Raw genomic sequence first — 24,791 nt, forward strand, 5'->3', positions numbered from 1 at the left:
CCCGCGCGGACCGGCCGCTCACTTCGCGGACGCCTTCGCGCCACCGCCGCCGCCGGCCTTCTTCGACGCGCCGTCCAGGTCCACCGGCAGCTGGTCGGCCTGCGAGTACGCCACGGCGGCGCCGACGAACGCGGCGAACAGCGGGTGCGGCCGGGTGGGGCGGCTCTTGAGCTCCGGGTGCGCCTGGGTGGCCACGAAGAAGGGGTGCAGGTTGCGGTCCAGCTCGACGAACTCGACCAGCCGCCCGTCCGGCGACGTGCCGGAGATGGTCAGACCGGCCTTGGTGAGCTGGTCGCGGTAGGCGTTGTTCACCTCGTACCGGTGCCGGTGCCGCTCGCTGACCTCGGTGCTGCCGTACGCCTCGGCGACGATCGAGCCCTCGGCCAGCTTCGCCGGGTACGCCCCGAGCCGCATGGTGCCGCCCAGGTCGCCACGCCCGGCGACGATGTCCTCCTGGTCGGCCATGGTGGCGATGACCGGGTGCACGGCCTCCTCGTCGAACTCCAGCGAGTTCGCCCCGTCGAGGTTGGCCAGGTGCCGGGCCACCTCGATGGTCATGCACTGGAGGCCGAGGCAGAGGCCCAGCAGCGGGATGCCGTTCTCCCGCGCGTACCGGGCGGTGCCGACCTTGCCCTCGATGCCGCGGACGCCGAAGCCGCCGGGGATCACGATGCCGTCGACGCCGGACAGCGCGGCGGCGGCGCCCGCCGGGGTCACGCAGTCGTCGCTGGGCACCCACTTGAGCTGCACCCGGGCGCGGTGGCCGAACCCGGCCGCCCGGATCGCCTCGCTCACCGACAGGTACGCGTCGGGCAGGTCGACGTACTTGCCGACCAGCGCGACGGTGATCGTGTGCCGGGGCTGGTGCACCCGCTCCAGCAGGTCGTCCCAGCGGGTCCAGTCCACGTCGCGGAACGACAGGCCGAGCCGGCGCACCACGTACGCGTCGAGGCCCTCCCTGTGCAGCACCTTCGGGATGTCGTAGATGCTCGGCGCGTCCGGCGCGGCGGTGACCGCCTCCCGGTCGACGTCGCAGTACAGCGACAGCTTCTCCTTGACCTTGTCCGGGATCTCCCGGTCGCAGCGCAGCACCAGCGCGTCGGGCTGGATGCCGATGCTGCGCAGCTGCGCCACCGAGTGCTGGGTCGGCTTGGTCTTCAGCTCGCCCGACGGCGCCAGGTACGGCACCAGCGACACGTGCAGGTAGAAGCAGTTGTCCCGGCCCAGGTCGTGGCGAATCTGCCGGATCGACTCCAGGAACGGCAGCGACTCGATGTCGCCGACCGTGCCGCCGACCTCGGTGATCACCACGTCGGGCACCTGGCCGTCGGCGTCCGGGTCGGCCATGCCGCGGATCCGGGCCTTGATCTCGTTGGTGATGTGCGGGATGACCTGAACCGTGTCGCCGAGGTACTCCCCGCGCCGCTCCTTGGCGATCACCGCCGAGTAGATCTGGCCGGTGGTGACGTTCGCCTTGCCGGAGAGGTCCCGGTCGAGGAACCGCTCGTAGTGGCCGACGTCGAGGTCGGTCTCGGCGCCGTCCTCGGTGACGAAGACCTCGCCGTGCTGGAACGGGTTCATCGTGCCGGGGTCGACGTTCAGGTACGGGTCGAGCTTCTGCATCACCACGCGCAGTCCGCGCGCGGTCAGCAGACTGCCGAGGCTGGAGGCGGTGAGGCCCTTACCCAGCGAGGAGGCGACGCCCCCGGTGACGAAAATGTGCCTGGTCGTCCGTGCTGTTGGGGCCAAGGCCTGCTCCCGTGTCGTCCGTAGCGGTCGTGCGAACCGCCGTGCCGATCAGCAGAGTGATCACGCGATCCACGGGATTCCACGGTAACACCATCCGGACCGTGAGCCGGCGTCGCACCCGCTGTCGACGCACGTGAGGCCGGTGCCGGCCCTCCCCCGGCGCTCCCCTGGCGCTCTCCCGGCCCTCCTCCGGCCCGGGTCCGGCCCGGGTCCGGGCCCTTGATCGACACCAGCTCGCCGATGTGGTGCCTTCCACCGGGCCTCGACCCCGCCACCTCCCCGAACCGGCGGGCGGCAGACCTGGCGGGCCACGCGGGCGGGGTCAGCGGGCAGGGATGTCCGAGGACGCCGGGGTCGGCTGTGCGGGCACCTGCGCCCCGCGGGCCGTGCCAGCGGCGCGCGGCCCGTCCGGCGCCTCCGTGCCTGCGGAGTCCTGCCCGTCCGGGCCAGCGGGGCGCGGCCCGTCCGGTGCCCCCGTGCCTGCGGAGTCCTGCCCGTCCGGGCCAGCGGGGCGCGGCCCGTCCGGTGCCCCCGTGCCTGCGGAGTCCTGCCCGTCCGGTCCGGCCGGCTTTCCGGCCTCCCCCGGGTCGCCGGCACCGTCACCGTCCGCACCGTCACCGTCCGCACCGTCACCGGCCGAGCCGTCGGCGGCCGAGCCGTCGGCGGCCGAGCCGTCGCCCGCCGACCGACCACCACCCGCACCGTCGCCACCCGCACCGTCGCCGGCCGGGCCGCCGGCCGCGCCGCCCCTGGAGGAGTCGTCCGGTCCGCCCGGTGGGACCGCGCCCGTCTCGCCGCCGCCACGCCCGCTGTCGGGCACCGTACGGTCGGTGGAGTGGTCGAGCACCCGCAGCGCCGCCAGGGCCGCCATGGGCACCACGAGGGCCGCCGCCGCGCCGGCCACGTCCAGCGCCGACCCGCCGAGGAGGCCGCCCAGCCCGACGGCCACGCCGGTGCCGGCCATCGCCGCCCGGATCGCCGGGTAGATGCCGAACAGCCGCATCAGCCCGCCCCAGGGCTGGAGCAGCGCGAGCCAGACCAGCGCGGCCCCGGCCAGGGCCAGCACGGTCAGTGGGCTGTTCACCAGCGTCTGGATGTTGGAGCTGCTGGACCGGTGCACGGTGAGCCCGCCGGTGCCGTCGCCCACAGCGGCCAGGAACCGGCCCAGGCTGCCCCGCTCGTCCGCGGGACGGCCGAGGTCGACCAGGGCGAAGCCGACGGTGACCGCCAGCGCGGCCATTGTCGCCCAGGCCAGCCGGCTCACTGTCAGCCAGCCGCCGCTGCAGATCGCGGCCGCGACGCTGACCCCGGCGGTGAGCGCGATCGCGCCGATCGAGTCGGCCCCCAGGTACGGGCTGCCCACTATCACCACGGCGAGCCCGCCGACCGTCACCATCACCATCGGCCGCCAGCCCTTGCGGAACCGCTGGGCGAGCCAGCCGCCGCACAGCAGCGCCCCGGCGATGAACACGCCCAGCCCGACGGTGCCGAGCCCGGCGTACCGGCCACCCTCCAGCGCCGAGTAGCCGACCACGCCGTTGAGCTGCAACCGGGAGCCGGTGAGCACGTCCACTCCGACGACGAGCGTGGCCAGCCCGGCGACCGCCCCGAGCGGACCGAGCGTGCGCTCGTGTCCGGGACTGAACCGGACCGCGGCGGTGCCGCCGACGATGAGCAGCGCGGTCACCGAGGCGTACCAGAGGCCCGCGTGGTCGCCGCGCCACCAGGGCACGGCGTCGGCGAGCAACGCTGCGGGCACTGCCAGCGCGGCGGCGATCAGCAGCAGCTCCACCACCGCCACGATCCGCGGCGACACCGGTTCCGGCCCGTGCGGTCCGGCGAGCCGGCGGGCGCGGCGCAGCAGCGGCAGCACCGCCACCGCGAGGGCGAGCTGGGCGGCGGCGAGCAGCGTGAAGAACCAGCCGGCGACGCGGCGCTGGGCGGCTGCCTCCCGGTCCGCGTCGGCCGGCGCCTCGATCGCGGCCCGCAGGTCGTCCGGCCGGTCGTCGACAGTCACCGCGGGCCGGCCGAGGAACGCCCGTTCCGGCATCGGTTTGTCGAGCACGGCGAGCACGGTCGGGGCCAGGTCGATCAGTTGCAGGTAGCCGGACCGGGCGGTGCTGGGCGAGGTCAGCCAGCCGCCCTCCCAGCCGGGTCCGTCGGCGATGGCGACGTGCAGCCGCGCCGGGGAGTCGGTGTCGGACACGCCCGCGACGAGCACCAGCGAGCGCGGCGGCCGGGCGGCGAGCACCCGGGCCAGCCGGGCGTCGGCCTGCCGCGCCTGGGCGGCCCGTACCTCCGGGTCGTCGTCGTCGACGGTGCCGACGTCGACGATGCTCAGCACGCAGGAGCCGAGCAGTTCCGCCGGCTTCTCCGGGAGCGTGGGCGCGTACCTGTCGACCCGGCCGAACGGGCGGGCGGCGGCCACGGCGGCGCCCGGGCCGACGGCCACCGAGCAGCGCACCGACTCGGCCAGCGCGCCGGGTGTGGCGCCCCAGGAGAGCTGCTCCTGGTTGTGCGCCACCGCGCTGGGCTGGTCGGGCAGGTTCGCGCCGATGCCGTCGGGCCGCTCGACTGTCACACCGGTGGCCGGGCAGCCACCGCCCGGGCGGGCGCCGGGCCAGGCGGCGAAGTTCCCCGCGCCGAGCGTGAGCCAGCCGTCGACCGGGCAGGTGGGGCGGTGCGCGGAGCGTACCGAGAGCGACCCGATCGCGCCCTGCTCGGCCATCCGCCACAGCGTCGGCGTGTTCTCCGGGTCGACGTCGTCCCACCGCAGGCCCGCCGCGCCGACGAGCACCACGAAGTCGGCCCCGGGCCGGGCCGCACCCTCGTCCGGACGGGCGGAGAGCGCGGTGATGCCCAGCGCCACCACGACCAGCGTCAGCAGCACCGGGGTCAGTCTGCGCAGCATCAGCGGTTCCCGGTGGAGAGCTGGGGTGTCAGCTCGGCGTAGAGGCCGGCGAGCGCGGCCACGGTGTCCGCCTCGGTGGGCCAGGTCGCGGCCCGCGCCAGGCCGCGACGGCCCAGATCGGCCCGGCGTACGGGGTCGTCGAGCAGGTCACGCACGGCCGCGTCGACGGCGTCCACGTCGCCCGGCGGCACCAGCACCGCCGCGTCGCCGACCAGGTCCGGCAGCCCGCCGACGGCGGTCGCGACGAGCGGTACGCCCGCCCGCAGCGCCTCCTGCGCGAACAGCTGGCGGGCCTCCCAGTCGCTCGTCACCACCGCCAGGTCGGCGGCGCCCAGCAGGTCCGCCACGTCGGTACGGTGCCCGAGCAGCGTCACCGGCGCGCGGGCGGCCGAGATCCGGGCGGCCAGCGGCAGGTACGCCGGACCGCTGCCGGCGATCACCACGAGCGGGGCGGGAGTACGGGTCCGCCAGCGGGCGGCGGCGTCGATCAGCACGTCGTACCGCTTCTGCGGGTGCAGCCGGCCCACCGAGAGGATCAGCTGCCGGTCGGCGGCGACGGCGAACTCGGCGCGTACCGCCGTGCGGCGGCGCCGCGGCGCGGGCAGCGCCGGCGCGGCGACCGGGGCCAGGCGGGCGTCGGCGGCGCCGAGCGCGGCGGCGCGGTCGACAAGGTCGGCGGAGGCGCCCAGCGCGACCCGCACGGACCGGGCGACGACCCGCTCGACCAGCCGGGACACCGCGCCGCGCAGGCCACCGGCGAGGACCGCGTTGTGCCAGGTGACGACCAGCGGCGCGGCGGGACGGGCGAGCGCGGCGACCAGGCCGGCGCGCAGCCCGTGCGCGTGCACCACGTCGACGGGTGTGTCAGCGAGCGCCCGGCGCAGCGCGGTGACCGCGCGCGCGTCGCCCGGCGTGGGGCTGGCCGGGATCTCCACCGGCGTGAACCGGGCCCCGGCGCCGGTGAAGTCGAACTGTTCCTCGGTGGCGGCCGGGCCGCAGACCAGCACGGACGCGCCGGCCTCGGTCAGCCCTCGGGTGATCGAGCGCACGTGCTGCCCGACCCCGCCGGTGCTGGAGGCGAGCACCAGGGCCACCGACCCGGGCCAGCGCGGTGCCGGCGAGGCGTCCGTCATGAGGAAACGGTCTCCCTTCCGTCACCCCGCTCGCCGGGGTGCTGCTGCGCCGGCGGGCCGTCGTCCCCGCCGGCCGGGCGTCGCCGGCGCAGCCGGCGGGTCACGGTCGCGAGCAGCGGCCGCAGGTCGCGGGCGTCGGTCAGCCAGGCGACGGCGAGGAACAGGACACCGACCACGACCCCGGACAGCATGCCCTGCGCGAGGGCCCACGGTGTCGTCGGGGTGCCGTCACCGAGCCCGGCGAGTCCCGCCGAGACGGCCGCTCCGCCGGCACCGGCGACGACGGCCGCGAGCAGCCCGGCGGCACCGGCCCGGCCGACACCGGCCAGCGCCTCGCCACCGGCGGCCCGCCGGACCGCGGCGATCAGCAGCACGCCGAGCAGCAGCATGCCGGCCGAGGTCGCCAGCGTCACCGCGAGCACCCGGTCGGCCAGCGGCGCCACCTGCGCGGACACCACGGCGAGCGCGGGCACGCTGAGCCAGCCGAGCGCTGTGGCCACTGTGGCCGCGCGGGTCTCTCCCCGCGCGTACAGCGCGCGGGTGAGCACCGCGAACAGGCCGTAGCCGACCAGGCCGGGCGCGAAACCGGCGATCCCGGCCGCCGCGGTACTCGCGTCGAGCGCATCGGAGAAGAAGAAGTGCCCGACCGGGATCGCGGTGCCGACGAGCGCGGCGGCACCGAGCAGGCTGAGCAGCACGACCCCGCGTACCGCCGGGGCCAGGGTCTCCCGATAGGCGCGCTCGTCGCCGGTGGCCCGGGCCGCGACGAGCGTCGGGTACGCGGCCACCGCGAGCGGCACGGCCAGCACCGCCCAGGGCAGGAAGTAGACGGTCTGGGCGAGGTTGTAGGCGCTGACGTCGGCGGTCCGGCCGTAGGTGACCTGATTGAGCGCGACGACCAGGGCGATCTGCTGGGCGGCCACGGTGACCGCCCCGGCGACCACCAGACCGCCGACCCGGGCGCGGGCGTCGGCGGGGAAGCGGTAGCCCGGCCGGATCCGCAGCCGCAGGCGGCGCACCGGGATCAGCAGCGACAGTGAGAGCACCACCACGCCGAGCGTGGTGCCGGCGGACAGCAGCAGCTCGCCGCCGCGTCCGGCCTCCCCGATCGTGGCCAGCCGCCCCTGCTGCGCGGTGAAGCCCAGGTAGACGGCGATGACCGTGACGCTCGACAGCAGCGGCGCGATCACCGGCCAGGCGAAGCGGCGGTGCGCCTGGAGCACACCGGTCAGCACGATCCCCACGCCGTACAGCGGCAGCTGCGGCGCGAAGACCCGCAGCATCCGCGCCCCGGACGCCTGCTGGGCCTCGCTGAGACCGTTCCCGATCAGGCCCGGCAGCGGGTCGGCGAACAGCGCCAGCAGCACCGCCAGCGGGACCAGCAGGCTCAGCGTCCAGGTCAGCAGCGCGCCGGTGGTGGCGGCCACCGCGCGCCGGTCACCCGCCTCGACGGCGCCGGCCAGCAGCGGTACGACGAGACTGGCGAGCGCCCCACCGGCGACGATCTCGAAGATGAAGTTCGGGACGTAGTTGGCCACCAGGTAGGCGCCGCCGAGATCGGTGGGGCCCAGCATCCAGGTGAACACGGCGGTACGGCCGAAGCCGGCGAGCCGGCTGAGGACGGTGAGGACGGCGATGAGGGCGGCCGCCCCGGCGACCCGGCCGGCGGCGGCGAGAGGAGCCGGTTTCGTCACGTCAGTCCGGGAGCCGGCCCAGCTCGTCGAGGTGCCGCAGTCCCGGGGTCCGCGCGATGACCTGGGTGAAGCTGACCTTCTCGCTGGCCGCGGTGAGCGCGGCGAGCACGGCCAGCACGCCGGCCCGGCCCAGCGGCCCGGTACGCGCGGCGAGGCTCACGCCGAGCAGCGCGCCGAGCGCGTTGGCGCCGCTGTCGCCCACCATGACGCGCTCGCCGAGGTCGTCGCCGACCAGCGCGGCCGACGCGCCCACGGCGCCCGCGGCGAGGCCGCCGTACGGGCCGGCGGTCAGCGGCGCACCGAGCAGCATGCCGGACTTCAGCGCCCGGCCGGGCCGCAGGTCGAGCAGGTTGACCAGGTTGGCGGTGCCGGCCACCACGCCGGCGCCGAGCAGCACGTCGAGCCCGCGGCCGAACGCACCGGCCTGCCGGCGGCGCGGGTGCGCGGCGACCCGCCGGTCGGCGGCGAGCAGCGCGGCGGCGCCCAGCCCGGCCACGCCCACCCCGGCGACCTTGACCATCCCGGCGGTGACCTGGCCCTCGCGCAGCGCGGCGAGATGCCCGGCGAACCCCTTCGCGGCCTTCTGTTCGGGGCGCGCGCCGACCACGTCGTCGTAGAGGCCGACAGCGCCCGCGCCGAGCCCGGCGACGAGCGCGGCGGCGCCGGCCGGGGCGCTACCGGCACCCAGCGCGGCCCCGGTGGCCGCGCCGACGGCCAAAGCCGGACCGGCGGCCAGGGTCACCGTGCGGCCCCGGTAGTTGGTGCGCTCCAACGCCGGCCCGCCCGGCGACGTACGCGTCTGACGCAGCACGTAGCGGGCGGCCAGCGCTCCCGCGCCCACGGCCAGCAGCCGACCCAGTCTCACGGGACCTCCTCGATCCGGACTTCGAACGCGACGCGGGCACGGACCGGGCGGCCCGGAGCGGTCACCGGGGCAGTGTAGGCACCCGGGCGGCGGCGTTGTCGCCCACGCCGTACTGGCCGGTCTTCTTCTCGGTGAGCTGCTGCGCCAGGGCGAGGCTGGTGACCAGCTGGCCCTGCACGGTGTTGGCGTTGTCGACGGTGGAGATGGTCTGCGACAGCACCGGGTCGCCGCGGACCACGGAGACGAGGTTGCCGCCGGTCGAGCCCATGCCGGCGACCACGAGCGCGCCGGCCCTGTCGAACTGCTCGGCGATCTTCACCACCGACTCGTCCTTCTTCGCCGAGTCCTTGTCCACGTACGGCTGGCCGGTGACCATCACCACCGCCTCGGCGGCGGTGGAGATCCGGTCCGCCGGGGTGAGGTAGCCGGCGGTGGCGTACTGCTCCAGCACGGCGCGCCGGTCGGCGTCGCTGACCGGCGGGCTCCCGGCCGGGCGGTCCACCAGCACGTTGGCCAGCAACGCGCTGGAGGTCTCCACGCCGTGCCCGTTACCGGGCAGGTTGCCGGTGGGGGCGCTGTTCGGGCGGGCGGCGGTGACCGCCAGCTCCAGCAGGTTGTTGTTGCTGTCCGGGTTGACGAACTTGTCCTGCACGTCGATGCGGCCGGTGACGTCGGCGCCGGCGGTCTGGAGCATCTTCACCACGCCCTCGGCCTGGTCCCGGCCGCTGGGCAGGGTGAGCACCAGCACCCGGCGGCCGGTCAGCTTGCCGGGCAGGACGAGCTGGGCCATCTCGGCGGCGAAGTCCTCCTCGGTCTCCAGCTGCTTCTGCATGCTGTTGACCGACTGGCGCATCAGCGAGTTGTCCTTGCGCAGGCCGTTGACGTTCTCCCGGAGCGAGTCGGCGACCGGCCCGTTGAGGGCGGCTGTGCCGACCACCAGGCCGATCGCCAGCGCCAGGAACACCGCGGTCAGGGACACCACGTGGTAGCGAAAGTTGATCACGCTTGCAGCCTCTTGATCGTCGGGGAGCTAGAAGAGCTGGCCGAGCTGGAACACGAAATTGTCCCACCATTCGGAGACCACGCCCAGATACGCCTTCCCGACGGTGGAGACCGCCACCGCGGATGCCATCGCGGCCACCGCCGACAGGACCAGCAGCAGCAGCGACGACCCGGAGATGCTCTGCCGGTAGAGCCGGCTGACGCCCTTGGCGTCGACCAGCTTGCCACCGACCTTCAGCCGGGTCAGGAACGTCGACGCCATGCCGCCGCGCCCCTTGTCGAGGAACTCCACCAGGGTGGCGTGCGTGCCGACCGCCACCAGCAGCGACGCGCCCTTCTCGTCGGCCAGCAGCATGGCCAGGTCCTCGCTGGTGGCCGCCGCCGGGAAGGTGATCGCCGGTACGCCGAGCCCGTTGACCCGGGCCAGGCCCGGCGCCCGCCCGTCCGGGTAGGCGTGCACGATCACCTCGGCGCCGCAGCGCAGCACGTCGTCGGTGACCGAGTCCATGTCCCCGATGATCATGTCCGGGGTGTAGCCCGCCTCGACCAGCGCGTCGGCGCCGCCGTCCACGCCGATCAGCACCGGCTTGAACTCCCGGATGTACGGGCGCAGCACGTCCAGGTCGGCCTTGTAGTCGTAGCCGCGCACCACGATCAGGCAGTGCCGGCCCTGGATCTGGGTCTGGATCTCCGGCACGCCGACGCCGTCGAGCAGCAGGTCGCGTTCCTGGCGCAGGTAGTCCATCGTGTTGGCGGCGAACGCCTCCAACTGCACCGACAGGCCCTCCCGGGCGTCGGCCATCGACTTGGCCACTGTTTCGGCGTCCTGCAACGAGCCGTGCGCGACCGGATCGTCGCCGACGAAGACGGTGTTGCCCTCGATGCGGACCCGGTCGCCCTCGCGGACCTGCTCGAAGACGCTCTCGCCGAGGTCGTCCAGCAGCGGGATGCCGGCCGCGACCAGCACCTCCGGGCCGAGGTTGGGATAGCGGCCGGAGACCGACGGCTTGGCGTTGAGGACCGCCGCCACACCCACCGCGACGAGCGAGTCGGCCGCCACCCGGTCCAGGTCGACGTGGTCGATGACCGCGATGTCGCCGGGTCGCAGCCGCCCGACCAGCCGTTTCGTCCGGCGGTCGAGGCGCGCGGTGCCGACGATGGAGCCCGGCTCCGGGTTCCGGCTCCGGCGCAGTGTGGGTAGACGCATCGTGACCATCCTGGCATGTGAGGCAGGTTTTGCTGTCGCGACATGCCTGAGCAGGGCCGCCTACCCAGGGAAGCACACCGGAACCCGCGCCGGTGTGCTTGCGCTCACAATCGGGGTATCACGGACGCCTTTCCTTGGCCGCCACGGCCAGGAGCTCCTCGGCATGGGCGATACCCAGATCCGAGTCCGGCAAACCGGCGAGCATCCGGGCCAGTTCCCGGGCGCGCTCGGTGTCCTCCACCACGCGCACCCCGCTCGTGGTGACCGCTCCCCCGGTGTCCTTGGCCACCACCAGATGCCGGTCGGCGAACGCGGCGACCTGCGGCAGGTGCGTGACCACGAGCACCTGGTGACTGCGGGCCAGCCGGGCCAGCCGACGGCCGATCTCCACCGCGGCCTGGCCGCCGACACCGGCGTCGACCTCGTCGAACACCAGCGTGGGCGGGCCGCCGGAACCGGCGAAGACCACCTCGATGGCGAGCATCACCCGGGACAGCTCACCGCCGGACGCGCCCTTCTGCAGCGGCAGCGCCGGCGCGCCCGGGTGCGCCAGCAGCCGCAGCTCCACCTCGTCGGCGCCGTCCGCGCCGACGCCGGTCTCGACGCCGTTGACAGGCAGGCTCGGCTCGGACCGGCCCGCCGGTCGCGGCAGCACCGCCACCTCGATGCGGGCGTGCGGCATCGCCAGCCCGGCCAGCTCGACTGTCACCTCCTCGGCGAAGCGGACCGCCGCCTCCCGCCGGGACGCCGACACCCGGCCGGCGAGGTCGGCCACCTCACCGGCGAGCCGGGTCGCCTCGCGGTCCAGCTCGTCCAGCAGCTCGTCGGAGGTGTCCAGATCGGACAGCCGCGTGCGGGCGCGTTCGGCCCACGCCACCACGCCGTCGACGTCGTCGGCGTACTTGCGGGTGAGCGCGCGCAGCGCGGCCCGCCGCTCGTAGACGGTCTGGAGGCGTGCCGGGTCCGCGTCCAGCGCGGCCAGGTAGGCCGACAGCTCCGCGGCCACGTCGGTGACGAGCGTGGCCGCCTCCTCCAGCCGGGCCGCCAGCTCACCCAGCGCCGGGTCGGTGCCGGCCTGCGCCTCCAGCGTGCGCCGCGCGGTGCCGAGCAACACCGTCGCGTCCGGCGTCTCGTCGGTCGCCTCGACACCGCCGGCCACGCACTGCTGCGCCACCTGCGCGGCGGTACGCAGCCCCTCGGCGTGCTCCAGCCGCTGCGCCTCGGCCTTCAGCTCGTCGTCCTCCCCCGGCTGCGGGTCGACCCGGGTGATCTCGTCCAGGCCCAGCCGCAGCAGGTCGGCCTCCTGGTTGCGCTCGCGGGCGTTGCGCCGCCGGTCGGCCAGGTCGTCGACGACGGTGCGCCACCGGGCGTACGTCTCGCGCAGCGCGTCGAGCAGCTTCTCGTGCTCGGGCCCGGCGAACCGGTCGAGCGAGGCACGCTGTTCGGCCGGGCGCAGCAGCCGCAGCTGGTCGGACTGGCCGTGCACTGCGAGCACCTGCTCGCCGACCTCGCCGAGCGTGGACACCGGCATGGCGCGCCCGCCCAGGTGCGCCCGGGAGCGGCCCTCGATGGTCACGGTGCGGCTGAGCAGCAGCGAACCGTCCTCGTCGGGCTCGCCGCCTGCATCGAGGATGCGGGCGTGCACCGCCTCGGCCACCCGGCCGCTCAGGCGCAGCCGGCCCTCCACCGCCGCGCGGCCCGGCTGGGCGCGCACCCGGCCGGCGTCGGCGCGGCCGCCGAAGAGCAGGCCGAGGCCGGTCACCACCATGGTCTTGCCGGCGCCGGTCTCGCCGGTGATGACGTTCATCCCCGCGGCCAGCGGCAGCGTGGTGTCCTCGATGACGCCCAGTCCGGTGATGCGCAGCTCTTCCAGCACAGCACCCGACAGTAGCCCCGCCGTGTGACAGTTGACCAGCCGGCAGGGCGAGCCGCAGGCACCCGTACAGTTCAGCCCCGTGCTGGAGGAGATCGGCCTGACCCCGGACGAGGAGGAGCTCTACCGCAGCCTGGTACGGGCGAACACGGCCCGGGCCGGTGAGCTCGCACAGCGGCTGGGACGGCCCCGCGCGGAGGTCGCCGCCCGGCTGGACGCCTTGCGGGACAAGGGTCTCGTGCTGCCGACCGGGCCGGAACCGGACGCGCCGCTGCGGCCGCTCGCGCCGGACGTGCCGTTGGGCGAGGCGCTGCTGCGCCGCCAGTCCGCGCTGGAGGAGGCCCGCGCCGCTGTCAGCCGGCTCGCCGAGGACTACCGGGCCGGGATGCGCCGCCACGACGCCGCGCACCTGGTCGAGGTGGTCACCGGCGCGCGGGGGCTGCGGGAACGGCTGCGCGAGCTGCAGAACGGCGCGCGCGAGGAGGTGCTCTGGTTCTGCCGGGCGAACCCGCTGGCGATGCCCGGACCGGAGAACGTCGAGGAGTTCGACGCGCTCGCCCGCGGCGTGCGCTACCGGGCCATCTACGAACGGGCCATGCTGCTGGAGCCGGGCGCGCTCGCGGACGTGGAGCGGGGCGTACGCGCCGGGGAGCAGGCCCGGGTGCTGGACCGGCTGCCGGTGCGACTGGCCGTGGTGGACGGTCGTACCGCGGTGTGCCCGCTGGTGCCCGACCGCGACGGCGGGGAGCCGACAGCCGCGGTGATCGGCCGCAGCCAGTTGCTGGACGCCCTGCTGGCGCTCTTCGAGAGCCACTGGCTGATGGCGACGCCGCTCGGCACGCCCGCCGACCGGGCCGCCACCGGCTACCAGCCCGACGGCGACGAGGCGCGGCTGCTGTCGCTGTTCGTCGCCGGGGTGCCGGACAAGTCGATCGCGTCACAGCTCGGGGTGAGCCGGCGTACCGTGCAGCGGCGGCTGGCCGACCTGATGGCCGCCGCCGGTGTGGACACCCGGCCCGGGCTGGCGTTCCAGGCCGCCCGGCGCGGCTGGATCTGACCGGGGCCGGGGCGGGACGGCCCCAGGACCGCCCCGCCCCGGCGTCTCATCGCAGCCCGTACGCGTCGATCACGGTCTGCGTCACTGTGCTGCCGGACCGGTCCCGCGCCGAGACGCGCAGCGACACCGTGCCGCGCCCGGCCGGCACCTCGGCGGTGAACCGGGTGCCGGAGCCGCGTACCGGCGCCGTACGCCAGGTGCGTCCGCCGTCGAACGACACCTCGGCGCGTACCGTCGTGCCGGCCGGCGCGGGCAGGCCGGCCGGGTGGCGCAGCGTCAGCCCGACGGTGTGCTTCCGCCTGCCGGGCACCTCGCCGCGCAGGTCGGCCGGCACCCGGTAGTCGACCTGGAGCAGCGGCAGCGGCCGGGCCGCGTCACCGGACGGGCGGGCCGAGGTGAACTCCCACGCCGTCTCGGTACGGGTCGCCCACCGCCATTCCGCCGACGACCGTGCCGTCGTCACGTCGAGGCGGTAGCGGGCCGGACCGGCGGTGGCAGGCACCGGCGCCCAGCCGGCGGACAGGTCGGCGATCGGCTGCCCGTCGCGGCTGACCCGGCGGGTCACCGTGTCCTGCTCCTCCGACCGGTTGTCCACGCCGGCGTGACCGTCGGCGTCGACGAACTCGGCCACCCTCAGGTCGAGCGTGTCAGCGGTCCGGCTCGGCGCGGCCGCACCGGCCGGCACGGCGGGACGCACCAGCGGCGTGTGCCACGACTCGGTGGTCCGGTCGGTGGCCGCGTAGCGCCGGGGCCGGTCGGACAGGCCGCCGGTCAGCGTCCCCATGCTGGAGAACATCAGCCGGTGCAGCACCCGGTGCTGCCACCACGAGTCACCGGAACTGACGAACTCCCGCCGGGTCGTCCCGGTACGCACCATCCGCTGGTCGTCGTTCCAGGAGAACTCCTGCCAGGGCCGCCACCCGAACCGCTGCTCGGTGGCCCAGTCCAGGCCGCCGGTGTCGCCGTAGCGCGCGGTCACCTCGGCGGTGTTCGCGGCGGTGACCCGGTGGAGGATCCGCTCCGGCACCCGGCCCTTCGACACCTGGAACACGTCGTAGAGGTACGGGCTGTCAACGGTGAGCGTCAGGTCCATCCGGGCCCGGCCGGTACGCGCCGCCGCGAGCATCCGCTGCCCGTCGTCGTACGCCACCGCGAGCGCCGGTGCCGGCAGCCGCTCCCCGGTCGGACGCCACACCGTCCACGCGCTCTGGTCCGCCGGCCGGACGATCAGCACCGCCTTCGCGCCGGCCGCCGCCGCGGCGGCCACCTGTTCCTCCTCGGACCGGTCGGCGGACGCGGTGAGCAGCGCCGCCGCGCCCCGCACGCCGGCCAGCTCACCGGGTGCGCCGGTGCCGGCGGCGACCAGGCGTAGCCGCTGCCGCCCGGCCGGGGCCGGTGACTGACCCATCAGGTTGACGTCCAGCGCGCCGGACACGCCGCTGACGTCGATGTCGACCATCGGTGCGACGAGCTGCCAGCGCGAGGAGAACTCGAACTCGCCGCGGCGCACCTGCCGGGTCGGGGTGACGTTGAGCTGCTGCACGGTGCTGAACGTCATCACGCCGTGGTCGACCTGCCGGCCGTTGCCGAACACCCGGTGCTGGTAGAAGCTCAGGACGGCCCGCTGCTCGGACGGTTTCGGCGTCTCGATCCGTACCGGCGTGCCGCGCCGCGGGTCGAGCACCACCGTGAGGTCCCGGTCCACTGTCAGCTCCGGGTCGGTGACCAGGGTGAGCTGCTCGTCCAGCGGCGCGCCGTGCTCGATCAGCGCGTGCAGCAGGTACGGACCCTCCTCCACCTGGATCCGCCACTCGTCGCCGACGCCGAGCCAGCCCATCGCGTCCGACTCCGGGTGCTCGCCGAACAGCGTCACCACCGGCGACGATCCGGGCCGCCCAGCCAGGTCCAGCGCGCGCAGCGTCACCGTGTGCTGCGGGCCGCTGAGCGTGAGCCCGACCGCGGTCCGCACCGTCACGCCGTCCGTGCCGGTGGCGACCAGCCAGCCGCCGTGCGGGCCCCGGTCCAGCCGGGCCGGGTCGGCGCGCAGCGGCACGTCCACACCGCCGCCGGCCGGCACCGTCACCGTGCCGGCGTCGAGTGTCAGGCCGTCGGTCTCGGCCGCGCCGCTGTCCAGGTTGCGCAGCTCCAGCGCCAGACGCAGCGTCTGCGCGGCTTCGGTGCCGTTGACGTAGCGCACCGTCCGGGTCGCGGCCGGCCCGCCGGTGGTCAGCCGGCCGAAGTCGGCGGTGGCCGTGCCGTACACCCGCTGGCGCAGCGCACGGGCCACGTCGACCCGCCCGGCGCCCTGCTCGAACACCGTCGCGCCGGTGCTCGGCCGGGTGGTGCTGACCAGCGCGTCCTTCAGTTGCGCGGCGGTCCATCCGGGATGCTCCTGGGCGAGTACGGCGGCCGCGCCCGCGACGTGCGGCGTGGCCATCGAGGTGCCCGAGGCGCGGGTGTAGGCGTCGTCCACAGGCGTACCCATGGTGGTGCCGGCGGCTCGGGCGGCGACGATGCCGACGCCCGGCGCGGTGATCTCCGGCTTCAGGCCGTTGTCGCCCAGGCGCGGGCCGCGGCTGGAGAAGTCGGCGAGCACGTCGTCGCGGTCGACGGCGCCGACGGTGAGCGCGGCGGTGGCCGCGCCGGGCGAGCCGACGCTGCGCGGCTCACCGTCGTTGCCGGCGGCGATCACGAACAGCGCGCCGGTGGAGGCGGTGAGATCGTTCACGGCCTGGCTCATCGGGTCGGTGCCGTCGGTGGGCGCGCCGCCGAGGCTCATGCTGACCACCTTGGCGCCGGAGCGCGCGGCCCACTCCATGCCGGCGATGATGCCGGAGTCGTAGCCGGAGCCGGAGTCGTCGAGCACCTTGCCGACCAGCAGCCGCGCGCCGGGCGCGACGCCCTTGCGCAGCCCTGCGGAGGCCGTCCCGCTGCCGGCGACGGTGGCCGCCACGTGGGTGCCGTGGCCGTGGCCGTCCCGGGCGCTGCCGCCGCCGGTGAAGTCGCGCGCCTCGGCGACGCGGCCGGCCAGGTCGGGGTGGTCGGCGTCCACGCCGGTGTCGAGCACCGCGACCCGCACGCCGGCGCCGTCGCGCCCGGCCGCCCACGCGGCGGGCGCACCGATCTGCGGGACGCTGTGCTCCAGCGCCACCCGGGCCCGCCCGTCCAGCCACACGCGCTCCACGCCCGCGCCGAGCCGGACCGGTCCGGCACCCGCGGTGCGGGCCTGCGGCGTCTCCCGCAGCGACGTCCACAGCGCGCCCAGGTCGTCCTTGTCGACACGCAGCGCGGCGCCGTTGATGCTGGACAGCGGACGGGACTCGGCGGCGACGGCGAGGGGACGCACCCGCCCGGCGGCCGGTTCCCGGTAGCGCACGATCAGCGGCAGCGCCGTGAGGCCCGCGTCGCCGTAGCCCTGCTCGGCCAGTTCCTGCACGTCGAACAGGTCCGGGTCGAGCACGCCCGCCGACACGTACGGCACGACGTCGGCGGGGAGTACCCGCAGCCCGCCGTCGGCCTGCGTGGTCTGGAAGACGATCCGGTCCCGGCCCGGCCCGGGGTGGACAGTGGCGGCGATCCGGCCCGGCGCGGCCTGGACCAGCTCGACCTGGTCGCCGGTGATCAGCGTGACGCGGGCGGGCTTCGCGCCCGGGGCGGATGTGCCCGGGGGCGGGCCGGCGGGCCGGGCGGGCGGTACGGCGGACGCCGGTACGGCGAGCCCGACCACCAACGCCCCGGCCGCGCCGGCGGCGAGCCAGCGGGGGAACCGGTGCATGTGACGCTCCTCTACTCCGAGGCCGGCCTCGTGAGACCGGCGATCGGAGTCTGCGACGGCGTCCGCCACCTGGTCACCGGGTACGGGCCGCCGCACCGGCGACATGTCGCCAGGTGGACACGAGCACGACGGAGTGGAGGCCGGGACGCCGGAGACCGTGTCGCCCAGCTCGCGTGCCGCCGCTTCCTCCGGCGGCGGCCCTGCGACCTGTCGGCCCGGCCGGGGTCGACACCCGACCGGACACGGCGTGCCGGTCCGCCCGCCGCGGCCGGCTACGACGCTCCGGCGTCCCGACCGTCGCGGCCCCGACCACCCCCTGGCCGAGCCCGCGACAGGTGGGCCGCATCCGGGAAGCGGCGGGCCTCACCGCCGCGCCCGGACTCACCTCTTCGCGGCCCGTACGCCCACCGTAACGCGCGCGAGCGCCGGGACCGGTGGGCCGAACGGAGATTTCCGCTGAGCCGCTGGTCAGCGACGGTTGCCCCGCCAGCCCTGGACGGGAAGGTCGAACTTGGCCACCAGCCGGTCGGTGAACGGACGGGCCCGCAGCCGCACGATGCGCACCGGGAGCGTGCCCCGGCGCACCGTCACCCGGGCGCCCGGCGGCAGGTCGTAGACGCGCCGCCCGTCGCAGCAGAGCACGGCCAGTGTGGTGAACGGGTCGACGGTGATGACGAACGTCGACGTGGGCGCGGTCACCAGCGGGCGGCTGAACAACGCGTGCGCGCTGATCGGCACCAGCAGCAGCGCCTCCACCTCGGGCCAGACCACCGGCCCGCCGCCGGAGAACGCGTACGCGGTCGAGCCGGTGGGGGTCGCGCAGATCACGCCGTCGCAGCCGTACCGGGACAGCGGCCGGCCGTCCACGTCGACGAGCAGCTCCAGCATCTGGGCGCGTTCGCCCTTCTCCACGCTGATCTCGTTGAGCGCCCACGACTCGATGGTCGGCCCGCCCTCGAACTCGGCTGTGACGTCCAGGGTGAGCCGTTCGTCCACCGTGTAGTTGCGGTCGACCACGTCACGGACCGCGGTGTCCAGGTCGTCGATCTCCGCCTCGGCGAGGAAGCCGACCTTGCCCAGGTTGATCCCGAGCAGCGGCACCTTGGCCGGGCGGGCCAGCTCGGCGGCGCGCAGGAACGTGCCGTCCCCGCCGAGCGCGAACACGATCTCGGCGCCCTCGGCGGCCTCCGGGCCGGTCACCGGCACCACGCCCGGCAGGTCCAGGTCGTCGGCCTCCTCGGCCACCACCCGCACCTCGAACCCGGCGGCGATCAAATCGGCGGCCACCGCGCGGGCGTGCTCGGTGCTGCGTCGACGGCCGGTGTGCGTGACCAGCAGCGCGGTACGGCTCACCCGGACACCTCCTCGGTCGTGGCCGCCGTCGCGGCGGCGCCCTGCGGGCCGGCGGCCACCACCGCGCGGACCCGCTCCGGATCCGCGGCGGGCGCGTCCCCGCGCAACCATACGAAGAACTCGACGTTGCCGCTCGGCCCGGGCAGCGGGCTGGCCGCGACACCGGCCAGGCCGAGGCCCAGCCCGGCGGCGGCAGCGGCCACGTCCAGCACCGCCTCGGCGCGCAGCGCCGGATCGCGGACCACACCGCCGGCGCCGACGCGTTCCTTGCCGACCTCGAACTGCGGCTTCACCATCAGCGCCAGGTCACCGCCGGGCCCGGTGCACGCCGCAAGCGCCGGCAGCACCAGCCGCAGCGAGATGAACGACAGGTCGGCCACCGTCAGGTCGACCGGGCCGCCGATCGCCTCCGGCGTGAGGGTACGCACGTTCGTGCGCTCGAACACCCGCACCCGCTCGTCGGTCCGCAGTGACCAGGCGAGCTGCCCGTAGCCGACGTCCACGGCGACCACCTCGGCGGCGCCGCCGCGCAGCAGCACGTCGGTGAAACCGCCTGTCGACGCGCCCGCGTCCAGGCAGCGCCGGCCGGTGACGGTCAGCCCGCCGGGGGCGAACGCGGCGAGCGCGCCGGCCAGCTTGTGGCCGCCCCGGGAGACGTACTCCTGCGCCGGGTCCTCGCCGGTGACCAGCAGCGGGTCGGCCGGGTCGACCATCGCCGCGGGCTTGCGCGCCTGCACTCCGCGCAGCTGGACGCGACCGGCCTCCACGAGCGCGGCGGCCTGTTCCCGGGAGCGGGCCAGCCCGCGCCGGACCAGTTCGGCGTCCAGCCGGGTACGACGAGCCATCAGGTGTGTCTCCGCCTCTGCTCAGGCCTGGTCGATGGTGGCGAGGGTCTCGCGCAGCGTCTCGTACGCCGCCTCGTACTGGGCGATCTGGTCGGCCGGGGCGAGCACCTCGGCGTTGGCCATGCCGAGTACGGCCGCGTCCACCGCCGGGTGCCGCGCCTCGCCGATCTCCTCGGCCGGCGCGGAGCGTACCCCCGGGGGCGGTCCGGGCCGCGGACCCTGCGGCGGGCCGGGCCGGGGCGCGGTCACGAGCCGGCCGCCCGGCGCCCGGTGGCCTTCTTCGCCGACCGGGCGGGCGCGGCGGGCGAGCCGTCGGCGGGGGTACGGGCCACGGTGGCCGGCGGCTTCTTCGCGATCGCCTTCTTGGCCACCGTCTTCTTCGCCACCGCCTTCGTCGGCGTCGTCGCGGGGGCCTTGGCCGGCGTCGTCGCCGGGGAGGACTCGGCGGCGGGCGAACCGGTCTTCGGCGGCTCGGCTGCCCCGGACGGCGTGTCGCCCGGCCCGAGGTGGCCGCGCGCCTCGCGCAGCTGCCGCTCCAGGTCGTGCACCCGGCGGGTCAGCTCGGCGACCTCGTCGGCGGTGGCCAGCCCGACCGCGCCCAGCGCCCGGTCCACCTCGAAGCGGACCAGCTTGGTCAGCGACTCCCGGTTCGCCAGGCCGGTCGCGACCAGTTCCTCGGCGAGCGTCTGGAGCTGGGCGGCGGTCGCGCCGCCCTGGCCGACGACGCGCATGACCGCGTCCTGTGCCTTCTTCCGGGGCGCCTCCGTCAGGCCCATGGCCAGCTCGAGGTAGGCGCGCCACGCGTCCTGCATGCCTGAGTCCTTCCGCGGGGCGAGGTGTGCAGGTGCCACGCTACCGGGCACCCCGGACACCCCATTGCGGTACGGTGCCGGGAACGGCGTGGTTCGTGGTGAGGAGACGATGTGGCCAGCGTGGACGAGTGCCGGCAGGCGTTGCACGACCTGGCCGCGCGGCTGGACCGCAACGCCGAGGCACAGGGACGCATCGACCTCGACCGCACCCTGGCCTGCCGGATCACCGACCTCGGCACCGCGTTCCACGGGCGGCTGGAGGGTGGCCGGCTGGTCGACCTGTCCGACGGCGACGACCCGAAGGCCAAGATCGCGCTGAGCACCGGCAGCGACGACCTCGTCGCGCTGGTGCACGGCCGGCTCGACGTCATGTCGGCGGTGGCCTCCCGGCGGGTGTCGATCAAGGCGAACCCGTTCGACCTGATGAAGCTCCGCAAGCTGCTCTGAGCGGCCCGGCGCCTCAGTCGTCCAGACCGAACGCGGCGAGGGCCTCCTCCGCCGCCGTGGACTGCGCCCGGACGCGCGGCCCGGCCCCGGTCGACCAGGCCACCGCGCAGAGCGCCGCGAGGGCCTCCAGCGGCGGTCCCGCGCCGTCGAGCACGAGGTCCGCGCCGGCCTCCGTCACCGACCAGCCGCCGTCGGTCGCCCGGCCCGGCACCGCCACCACTGCGGCCGGGTCGAACAGGCCCGCCAGGTCGAACGAGACGTACGCGGGGCGGCGCTCCTCGGGTGCGGCCAGCAGCTCGGCGGCGTCGCTGACGCCGGTGAGCACCAGCAGGCTGTCCAGCCCGGCCCGGCGGGCGCCCTCGATGTCGGTGTCCAGCCGGTCGCCCACCACGAGCGTGCGTCCGGTCCCGGCCCGCCGCGCGGCGGTGGTGAACAGCGCCGGCTCCGGCTTGCCCACCACCACGTCCGGGTCGCGGCCGAGCGCCGTCCGCAGCACCGCGACGAGCGAGCCGTTGCCCGGCAGCGGGCCACGCGGGCTGGGCAGCGTGCGGTCGGTGTTGGTGGCGTACCAGGGCGCGCCCGCCCGTACCGCCAAGGACGCCTCGGCCAGGTCGGACCAGCCGACCTGCGGGCCGTAGCCCTGGGCCACGGCGGCGGGCTCCTCGTCAGCAGTGGACACCGGCCGCAGGCCCACCGCGCGCAGCTCGGCGCGCAGCGCCTCCGCGCCGACCACGAGCACGGGTGCGCCCTCGGGCAGCCGGTCGCGGAGCAGTTCGGCGGTGGCCGCCGCGGAGGTGAGCACCTCCGCCGGCCGGGCCGCGACGCCCATGCCGGTGAGCAGGTCGGCCACCTCGCTGGAGCGGCGGGAGGCGTTGTTGGTCGCGTACGCGACCGCGCGCCCCTCGGCGTGCAGCCGGCCGACCGCCTCGACTGCGCCGGCAATGGGCCGGTCGATCAGGTAGATGACGCCGTCCAGGTCGAAGACGACGAGCGAGTACGCGTCGACCAGCCGATCGCCCGCCCCGGCGCGGTCGGGTTCGCCCCGATCCGCGCCGGAGGCGGTGTCACCGGCGTACCCGGTCATCGGCGGTCCGCCGCCTCGCCCTCGCCGTCCGCGGCGTCACCGGGCGCGGGCCGGTCGGCCTTGCCGTCCGGGGTGACGTCGGCGGCCGGCGCCTGGGCGTCGGCGGCCGGTGCGGTGGCCGGATCCTCGGTCGTGGCGGTGGTGGTCGGCGTGTCGGCGGCGAGCGAGCCGGCCTCGGTGTCGGTCAGCTCGTCGTCGGCCAGATCGCCGGCGTCCCGGTCCCGGTAGCCGGCCCGTGCCGCGTCCCCGTCGACGCCCGAGGTGTCGTCGTCGCCGCTCAGCGGCGCGTCGTCATCCCGGTCGTCGTCATCGTCGTCATCGTCGTCGTCGAGGTCGTCCTCGTCGTCCTCGTCGTCGTCATCGTCGTCATCGTCGAGGTCGTCCTCGTCCTCGTCCTCGTCCTCGTCGTCGAGGTCGTCGTCGTCGCGGACGTCCTCGGCCGACGCCTCGGACGCGTCGGTGTCGTCCTCCGGCTCGTCGTCGCCCTCGATGACCACGCCGTCCAGCTCCAGCAGCCGCTCGGCGGCGTCGGTCTCCCCCTCGGAGTCGACGTCGGCGGCCCGGGAGAACCACTCCCGCGCCTCCTCGCGCCGGTCCACCGCCAGCAGGGCGTCCGCGTACGCGTAGCGCAGCCGCGCCGCCCACGGGTCGGTCGAGTCGCCGGTCAGCTCGCGCACCTGGAGCATCGCCACCGCGGCGTCCTTCTGCCCGAGGTCGCCGCGCGCCCCGGCGGCCACGATCAGCAGCTCGATCGCGACGGCCTGGTCGAGCTTGTCCCGGTCCGCGCCGCGGAACAGGTCGATGGCCCGCTCGGGCCGGCCCAGCGCCCGCTCGCAGTCCGCCAGCACCGCCAGGTGGCTCTGCAGGCCGCTCATTCGGTGGTACGTCCGCAGCTCGGCGATGGCGGTCTGCCACTCACCCGCGTGGTACGCGGCCAGCCCGACGGCCTCCCGCACGGCGGCGATCCGCGACGCGAGCCTGCGGGCCGCCATGGCGTGCGCCAGCGCCAGCACCGGGTCCTCGTCGATCAGCAGACCGGTCGCGACCAGGTGCCGGGCGACAGTCTCCGCCACCGGCTTGGCCAGGGAGAGAAGCTCCGCCCGGACGGCCGAGTCGAGGTCGCTCGCGACGACGTCGTCCGGCAGCTCCGGCGCCTCACCGGTACGCCCCTCGCCACGCTCGTCCTGGCGCTCCCGCTGCGGGCCGTAGTTGCCGGTCCGGCGGTCGTCGCCGCCCGGCCGGTCGCCGTAGCCACGGCGCTCACCGTCCCGCTCACCCCGGTAGCCGCCCGGCCGCCGGTCATCGCGACGGTCGTCGCGCCGGAAGCCACGGTCGCGGTCGCCGCCGCGGAAGCCGCCGTCGCGGCGCTCGCCGCCGGCGTAGCTCTCCCGGCGGTTGTCGCCGCCCTGGTAGCCGCCCTCGCGACGGTCGCCGCCCCGGAAACCGCCCTCGCGGGCGCCGCCTTCACGACGGTCCCCACCGCGGAAGCCACCCTCGCGGTCGCCACCACGGAACCCGCCTTCACGACGGTCACCACCCCGGAAACCACCTTCACGGGCGCCGCCCTCACGACGATCGCCGCCCCGGAAACCACCCTCGCGGTCGCCACCACGGAACCCGCCTTCACGACGGTCACCGCCCCGGAAACCACCGTCGCGGTCGCCACCGCGGAAACCGCCCTCACGACGGTCACCGCCCCGGAAGCCACCCTCACGGGCGCCGCCCTCACGACGATCCCCACCACGGAAGCCACCCTCACGGTCGCCACCGCGGAAACCGCCCTCGCGGGCACCGCCTTCACGACGGTCCCCACCGCGGAAGCCACCCTCGCGGCGGTCACCGCCCCGGAAGCCACCCTCACGGCGGTCGCCACCGGCGAAGCCGCCCTCACGGCGGTCCCCACCGCGGAAACCGCCCTCACGGTCACCGCCACGGAAGCCACCCTCACGGGCGCCGCCCTCACGACGGTCACCACCACGGAAACCGCCCTCACGGCGGTCACCGCCCCGGAAGCCACCCTCACGGCGGTCGCTACCGCGGAAACCGCCCTCACGGTCACCGCCACGGAAACCGCCCTCGCGCCGGTCACCACCGCGGAAACCGCCCTCACGGTCACCACCGCGGAAACCGCCCTCACGGTCACCACCGCGGAAGCCACCTTCACGACGGTCGCCGCCCCGGAGGCCACCGTCACGGGCGCCGCCCTCACGACGGTCCCCACCACGGAAACCGCCCTCACGACGGTCGCCACCGCCGAAGCCGCCCTCACGGCGGTCACCGCCGCGGAAGTTGCCGTCGCGGGTGCCGGCTTCGCGGCGGTCGCCGCCCCGGAAGCCACCCTCTCGACGCTCACCACCGCGGAAACCGCCGTCACGGTCGCCGCCCCGGAAGCCGCCTTCACGACGGTCGCCGCCCGGACGGCTTCCACTCCGGAAGCCACCCTCACGGTCGCCGCCACGGAAGCCGCCCTCGCGCCGGTCACCGCCGCCGGAGCCGCCTTCACGACGGTCACCGCCACGGAAGCCCTCGCGACGCTCACCACCGCGGAAACCGCCGTCACGGTCGCCACCGCGGAAACCGCCCTCGCGGCGATCGCCACCGCGGAAACCGCCTTCACGACGGTCACCGCCGCGGGCGCCACTGTCACGGTCGCCACCACGGAAGCCACCCGGGCGGTCGTCGCGGCCGCCCCGGTACGAGGGACGGTCATCGCGACGGCCGTCGCGGCCGGCGTCACCACGCCCCTGGCCGCGGTCGGCGCGATCCTCGTAACGACGGGGGCGGTCCCCGCCCTGGGGTCCTGAGCTCACAGGTACATCCTTCCTGATGGCGTTTCCGCCGAGAACGCTAACGCAGTCGAGGGCCGCCCCTGCTGGGGCGGCCCTCGACTGGAAGATTGTCCGGCGGTGTCCTACTCTCCCACACCCTCCCGAGTGCAGTACCATCGGCGCTGGAGGGCTTAGCTTCCGGGTTCGGAATGTGAC

Annotated in this window: 17 protein-coding genes, 1 rRNA gene and 1 pseudogene; 3 read left to right on the plus strand and 16 right to left on the minus strand. The window is 75.6% G+C overall.

Features of this window, described 5'->3' with window-relative positions; translation table 11 throughout:
* Window positions 1-18 precede the first annotated feature (18 nt).
* From pyrG to recN, 8 genes are all read right to left on the minus strand, one after another.
* Window positions 19-1,749 carry a CTP synthase gene (pyrG, locus tag FB455_RS30155; protein ID WP_145755600.1) on the minus strand — a complete coding sequence of 577 codons (1,731 nt, stop codon included), beginning with the start codon at window positions 1,747-1,749 and terminating at the stop codon, window positions 19-21.
* A 322-nt stretch (window positions 1,750-2,071) separates the two neighbouring features.
* Window positions 2,072-4,660 (minus strand): hypothetical protein, encoded by a 2,589-nt coding sequence (locus tag FB455_RS30160; RefSeq protein ID WP_145755601.1) that lies wholly within the window; start codon window positions 4,658-4,660, stop codon window positions 2,072-2,074.
* Entirely contained in the window at window positions 4,660-5,793 is a 1,134-nt protein-coding gene (locus FB455_RS30165; protein WP_145755602.1) for a glycosyltransferase family 4 protein, read from the minus strand. Before FB455_RS30165 ends, FB455_RS30160 begins: the two co-directional genes overlap by 1 nt.
* Window positions 5,790-7,487 carry a lipid II flippase MurJ gene (murJ, locus tag FB455_RS30170; protein ID WP_145755603.1) on the minus strand — a complete coding sequence of 566 codons (1,698 nt, stop codon included), beginning with the start codon at window positions 7,485-7,487 and terminating at the stop codon, window positions 5,790-5,792. The genes FB455_RS30165 and murJ overlap by 4 nt, the downstream gene beginning before the upstream one ends.
* Window position 7,488: 1 nt before the next feature.
* The gene (locus FB455_RS30175; RefSeq protein WP_114920043.1) at window positions 7,489-8,352 is read right to left on the minus strand and encodes a hypothetical protein; all 864 of its coding nucleotides are present in this window, start codon (window positions 8,350-8,352) and stop codon (window positions 7,489-7,491) included.
* A 61-nt stretch (window positions 8,353-8,413) separates the two neighbouring features.
* The gene (locus tag FB455_RS30180; RefSeq protein ID WP_013285585.1) at window positions 8,414-9,355 is read right to left on the minus strand and encodes a copper transporter; all 942 of its coding nucleotides are present in this window, start codon (window positions 9,353-9,355) and stop codon (window positions 8,414-8,416) included.
* Between the two features lie 27 nt (window positions 9,356-9,382).
* Window positions 9,383-10,561, minus strand: coding sequence for a putative cytokinetic ring protein SteA (steA, locus tag FB455_RS30185; RefSeq protein ID WP_145755604.1), 1,179 nt, complete (start codon window positions 10,559-10,561; stop codon window positions 9,383-9,385).
* A 118-nt stretch (window positions 10,562-10,679) separates the two neighbouring features.
* Window positions 10,680-12,437 (minus strand): DNA repair protein RecN, encoded by a 1,758-nt coding sequence (gene recN, locus FB455_RS30190; protein ID WP_013285583.1) that lies wholly within the window; start codon window positions 12,435-12,437, stop codon window positions 10,680-10,682.
* Between the two features lie 79 nt (window positions 12,438-12,516).
* Between recN and FB455_RS30195 the strand changes: the two genes are divergently transcribed.
* Entirely contained in the window at window positions 12,517-13,491 is a 975-nt protein-coding gene (locus tag FB455_RS30195; RefSeq protein WP_013285582.1) for a helix-turn-helix domain-containing protein, read from the plus strand.
* Window positions 13,492-13,537: 46 nt separating this feature from the next.
* Here the strand turns inward: FB455_RS30195 and FB455_RS30200 are convergent, their stop codons facing one another.
* From FB455_RS30200 to FB455_RS30220, 5 genes are all read right to left on the minus strand, one after another.
* Window positions 13,538-17,266 carry a S8 family serine peptidase gene (locus FB455_RS30200; protein WP_145755605.1) on the minus strand — a complete coding sequence of 1,243 codons (3,729 nt, stop codon included), beginning with the start codon at window positions 17,264-17,266 and terminating at the stop codon, window positions 13,538-13,540.
* A gap of 468 nt (window positions 17,267-17,734) precedes the next feature.
* Entirely contained in the window at window positions 17,735-18,619 is an 885-nt protein-coding gene (locus FB455_RS30205; protein ID WP_013285580.1) for an NAD kinase, read from the minus strand.
* Entirely contained in the window at window positions 18,616-19,464 is an 849-nt protein-coding gene (locus FB455_RS30210) for a TlyA family RNA methyltransferase (protein WP_013477413.1), read from the minus strand. Before FB455_RS30210 ends, FB455_RS30205 begins: the two co-directional genes overlap by 4 nt.
* A 21-nt stretch (window positions 19,465-19,485) precedes the next feature.
* Window positions 19,486-19,713 (minus strand): hypothetical protein, encoded by a 228-nt coding sequence (locus FB455_RS30215; protein WP_145755606.1) that lies wholly within the window; start codon window positions 19,711-19,713, stop codon window positions 19,486-19,488.
* Window positions 19,710-20,276, minus strand: a complete 567-nt coding sequence (locus FB455_RS30220) for a hypothetical protein (RefSeq protein WP_145755607.1) — start codon at window positions 20,274-20,276, stop codon at window positions 19,710-19,712. The genes FB455_RS30215 and FB455_RS30220 overlap by 4 nt, the downstream gene beginning before the upstream one ends.
* Window positions 20,277-20,387: 111 nt before the next feature.
* On the opposite strand from FB455_RS30220, the gene FB455_RS30225 reads away from it, so the two are divergent.
* Entirely contained in the window at window positions 20,388-20,723 is a 336-nt protein-coding gene (locus FB455_RS30225) for an SCP2 sterol-binding domain-containing protein (protein ID WP_013285576.1), read from the plus strand.
* A gap of 13 nt (window positions 20,724-20,736) precedes the next feature.
* On the opposite strand, the gene FB455_RS30230 is transcribed toward FB455_RS30225, so the two are convergent.
* Window positions 20,737-21,807: an HAD-IIA family hydrolase gene (locus FB455_RS30230; protein ID WP_145755608.1), complete on the minus strand. Its 1,071-nt coding sequence runs from the start codon at window positions 21,805-21,807 to the stop codon at window positions 20,737-20,739.
* A gap of 394 nt (window positions 21,808-22,201) precedes the next feature.
* Window positions 22,202-22,880, minus strand: a pseudogene (locus tag FB455_RS34960) (tetratricopeptide repeat protein); the annotation flags it as partial.
* Here FB455_RS34960 and FB455_RS34965 point away from each other — a divergent pair.
* Entirely contained in the window at window positions 22,803-24,611 is a 1,809-nt protein-coding gene (locus tag FB455_RS34965) for a hypothetical protein (protein WP_486481619.1), read from the plus strand. The pseudogene FB455_RS34960 and the gene FB455_RS34965 overlap by 78 nt on opposite strands.
* Window positions 24,612-24,705: 94 nt before the next feature.
* On the opposite strand, the gene rrf is transcribed toward FB455_RS34965, so the two are convergent.
* Window positions 24,706-24,791 (minus strand): 5S ribosomal RNA (rrf, locus tag FB455_RS30245); the annotation flags it as partial.

It is taken from the genome of Micromonospora sp. CNZ296, assembly GCF_007827635.1.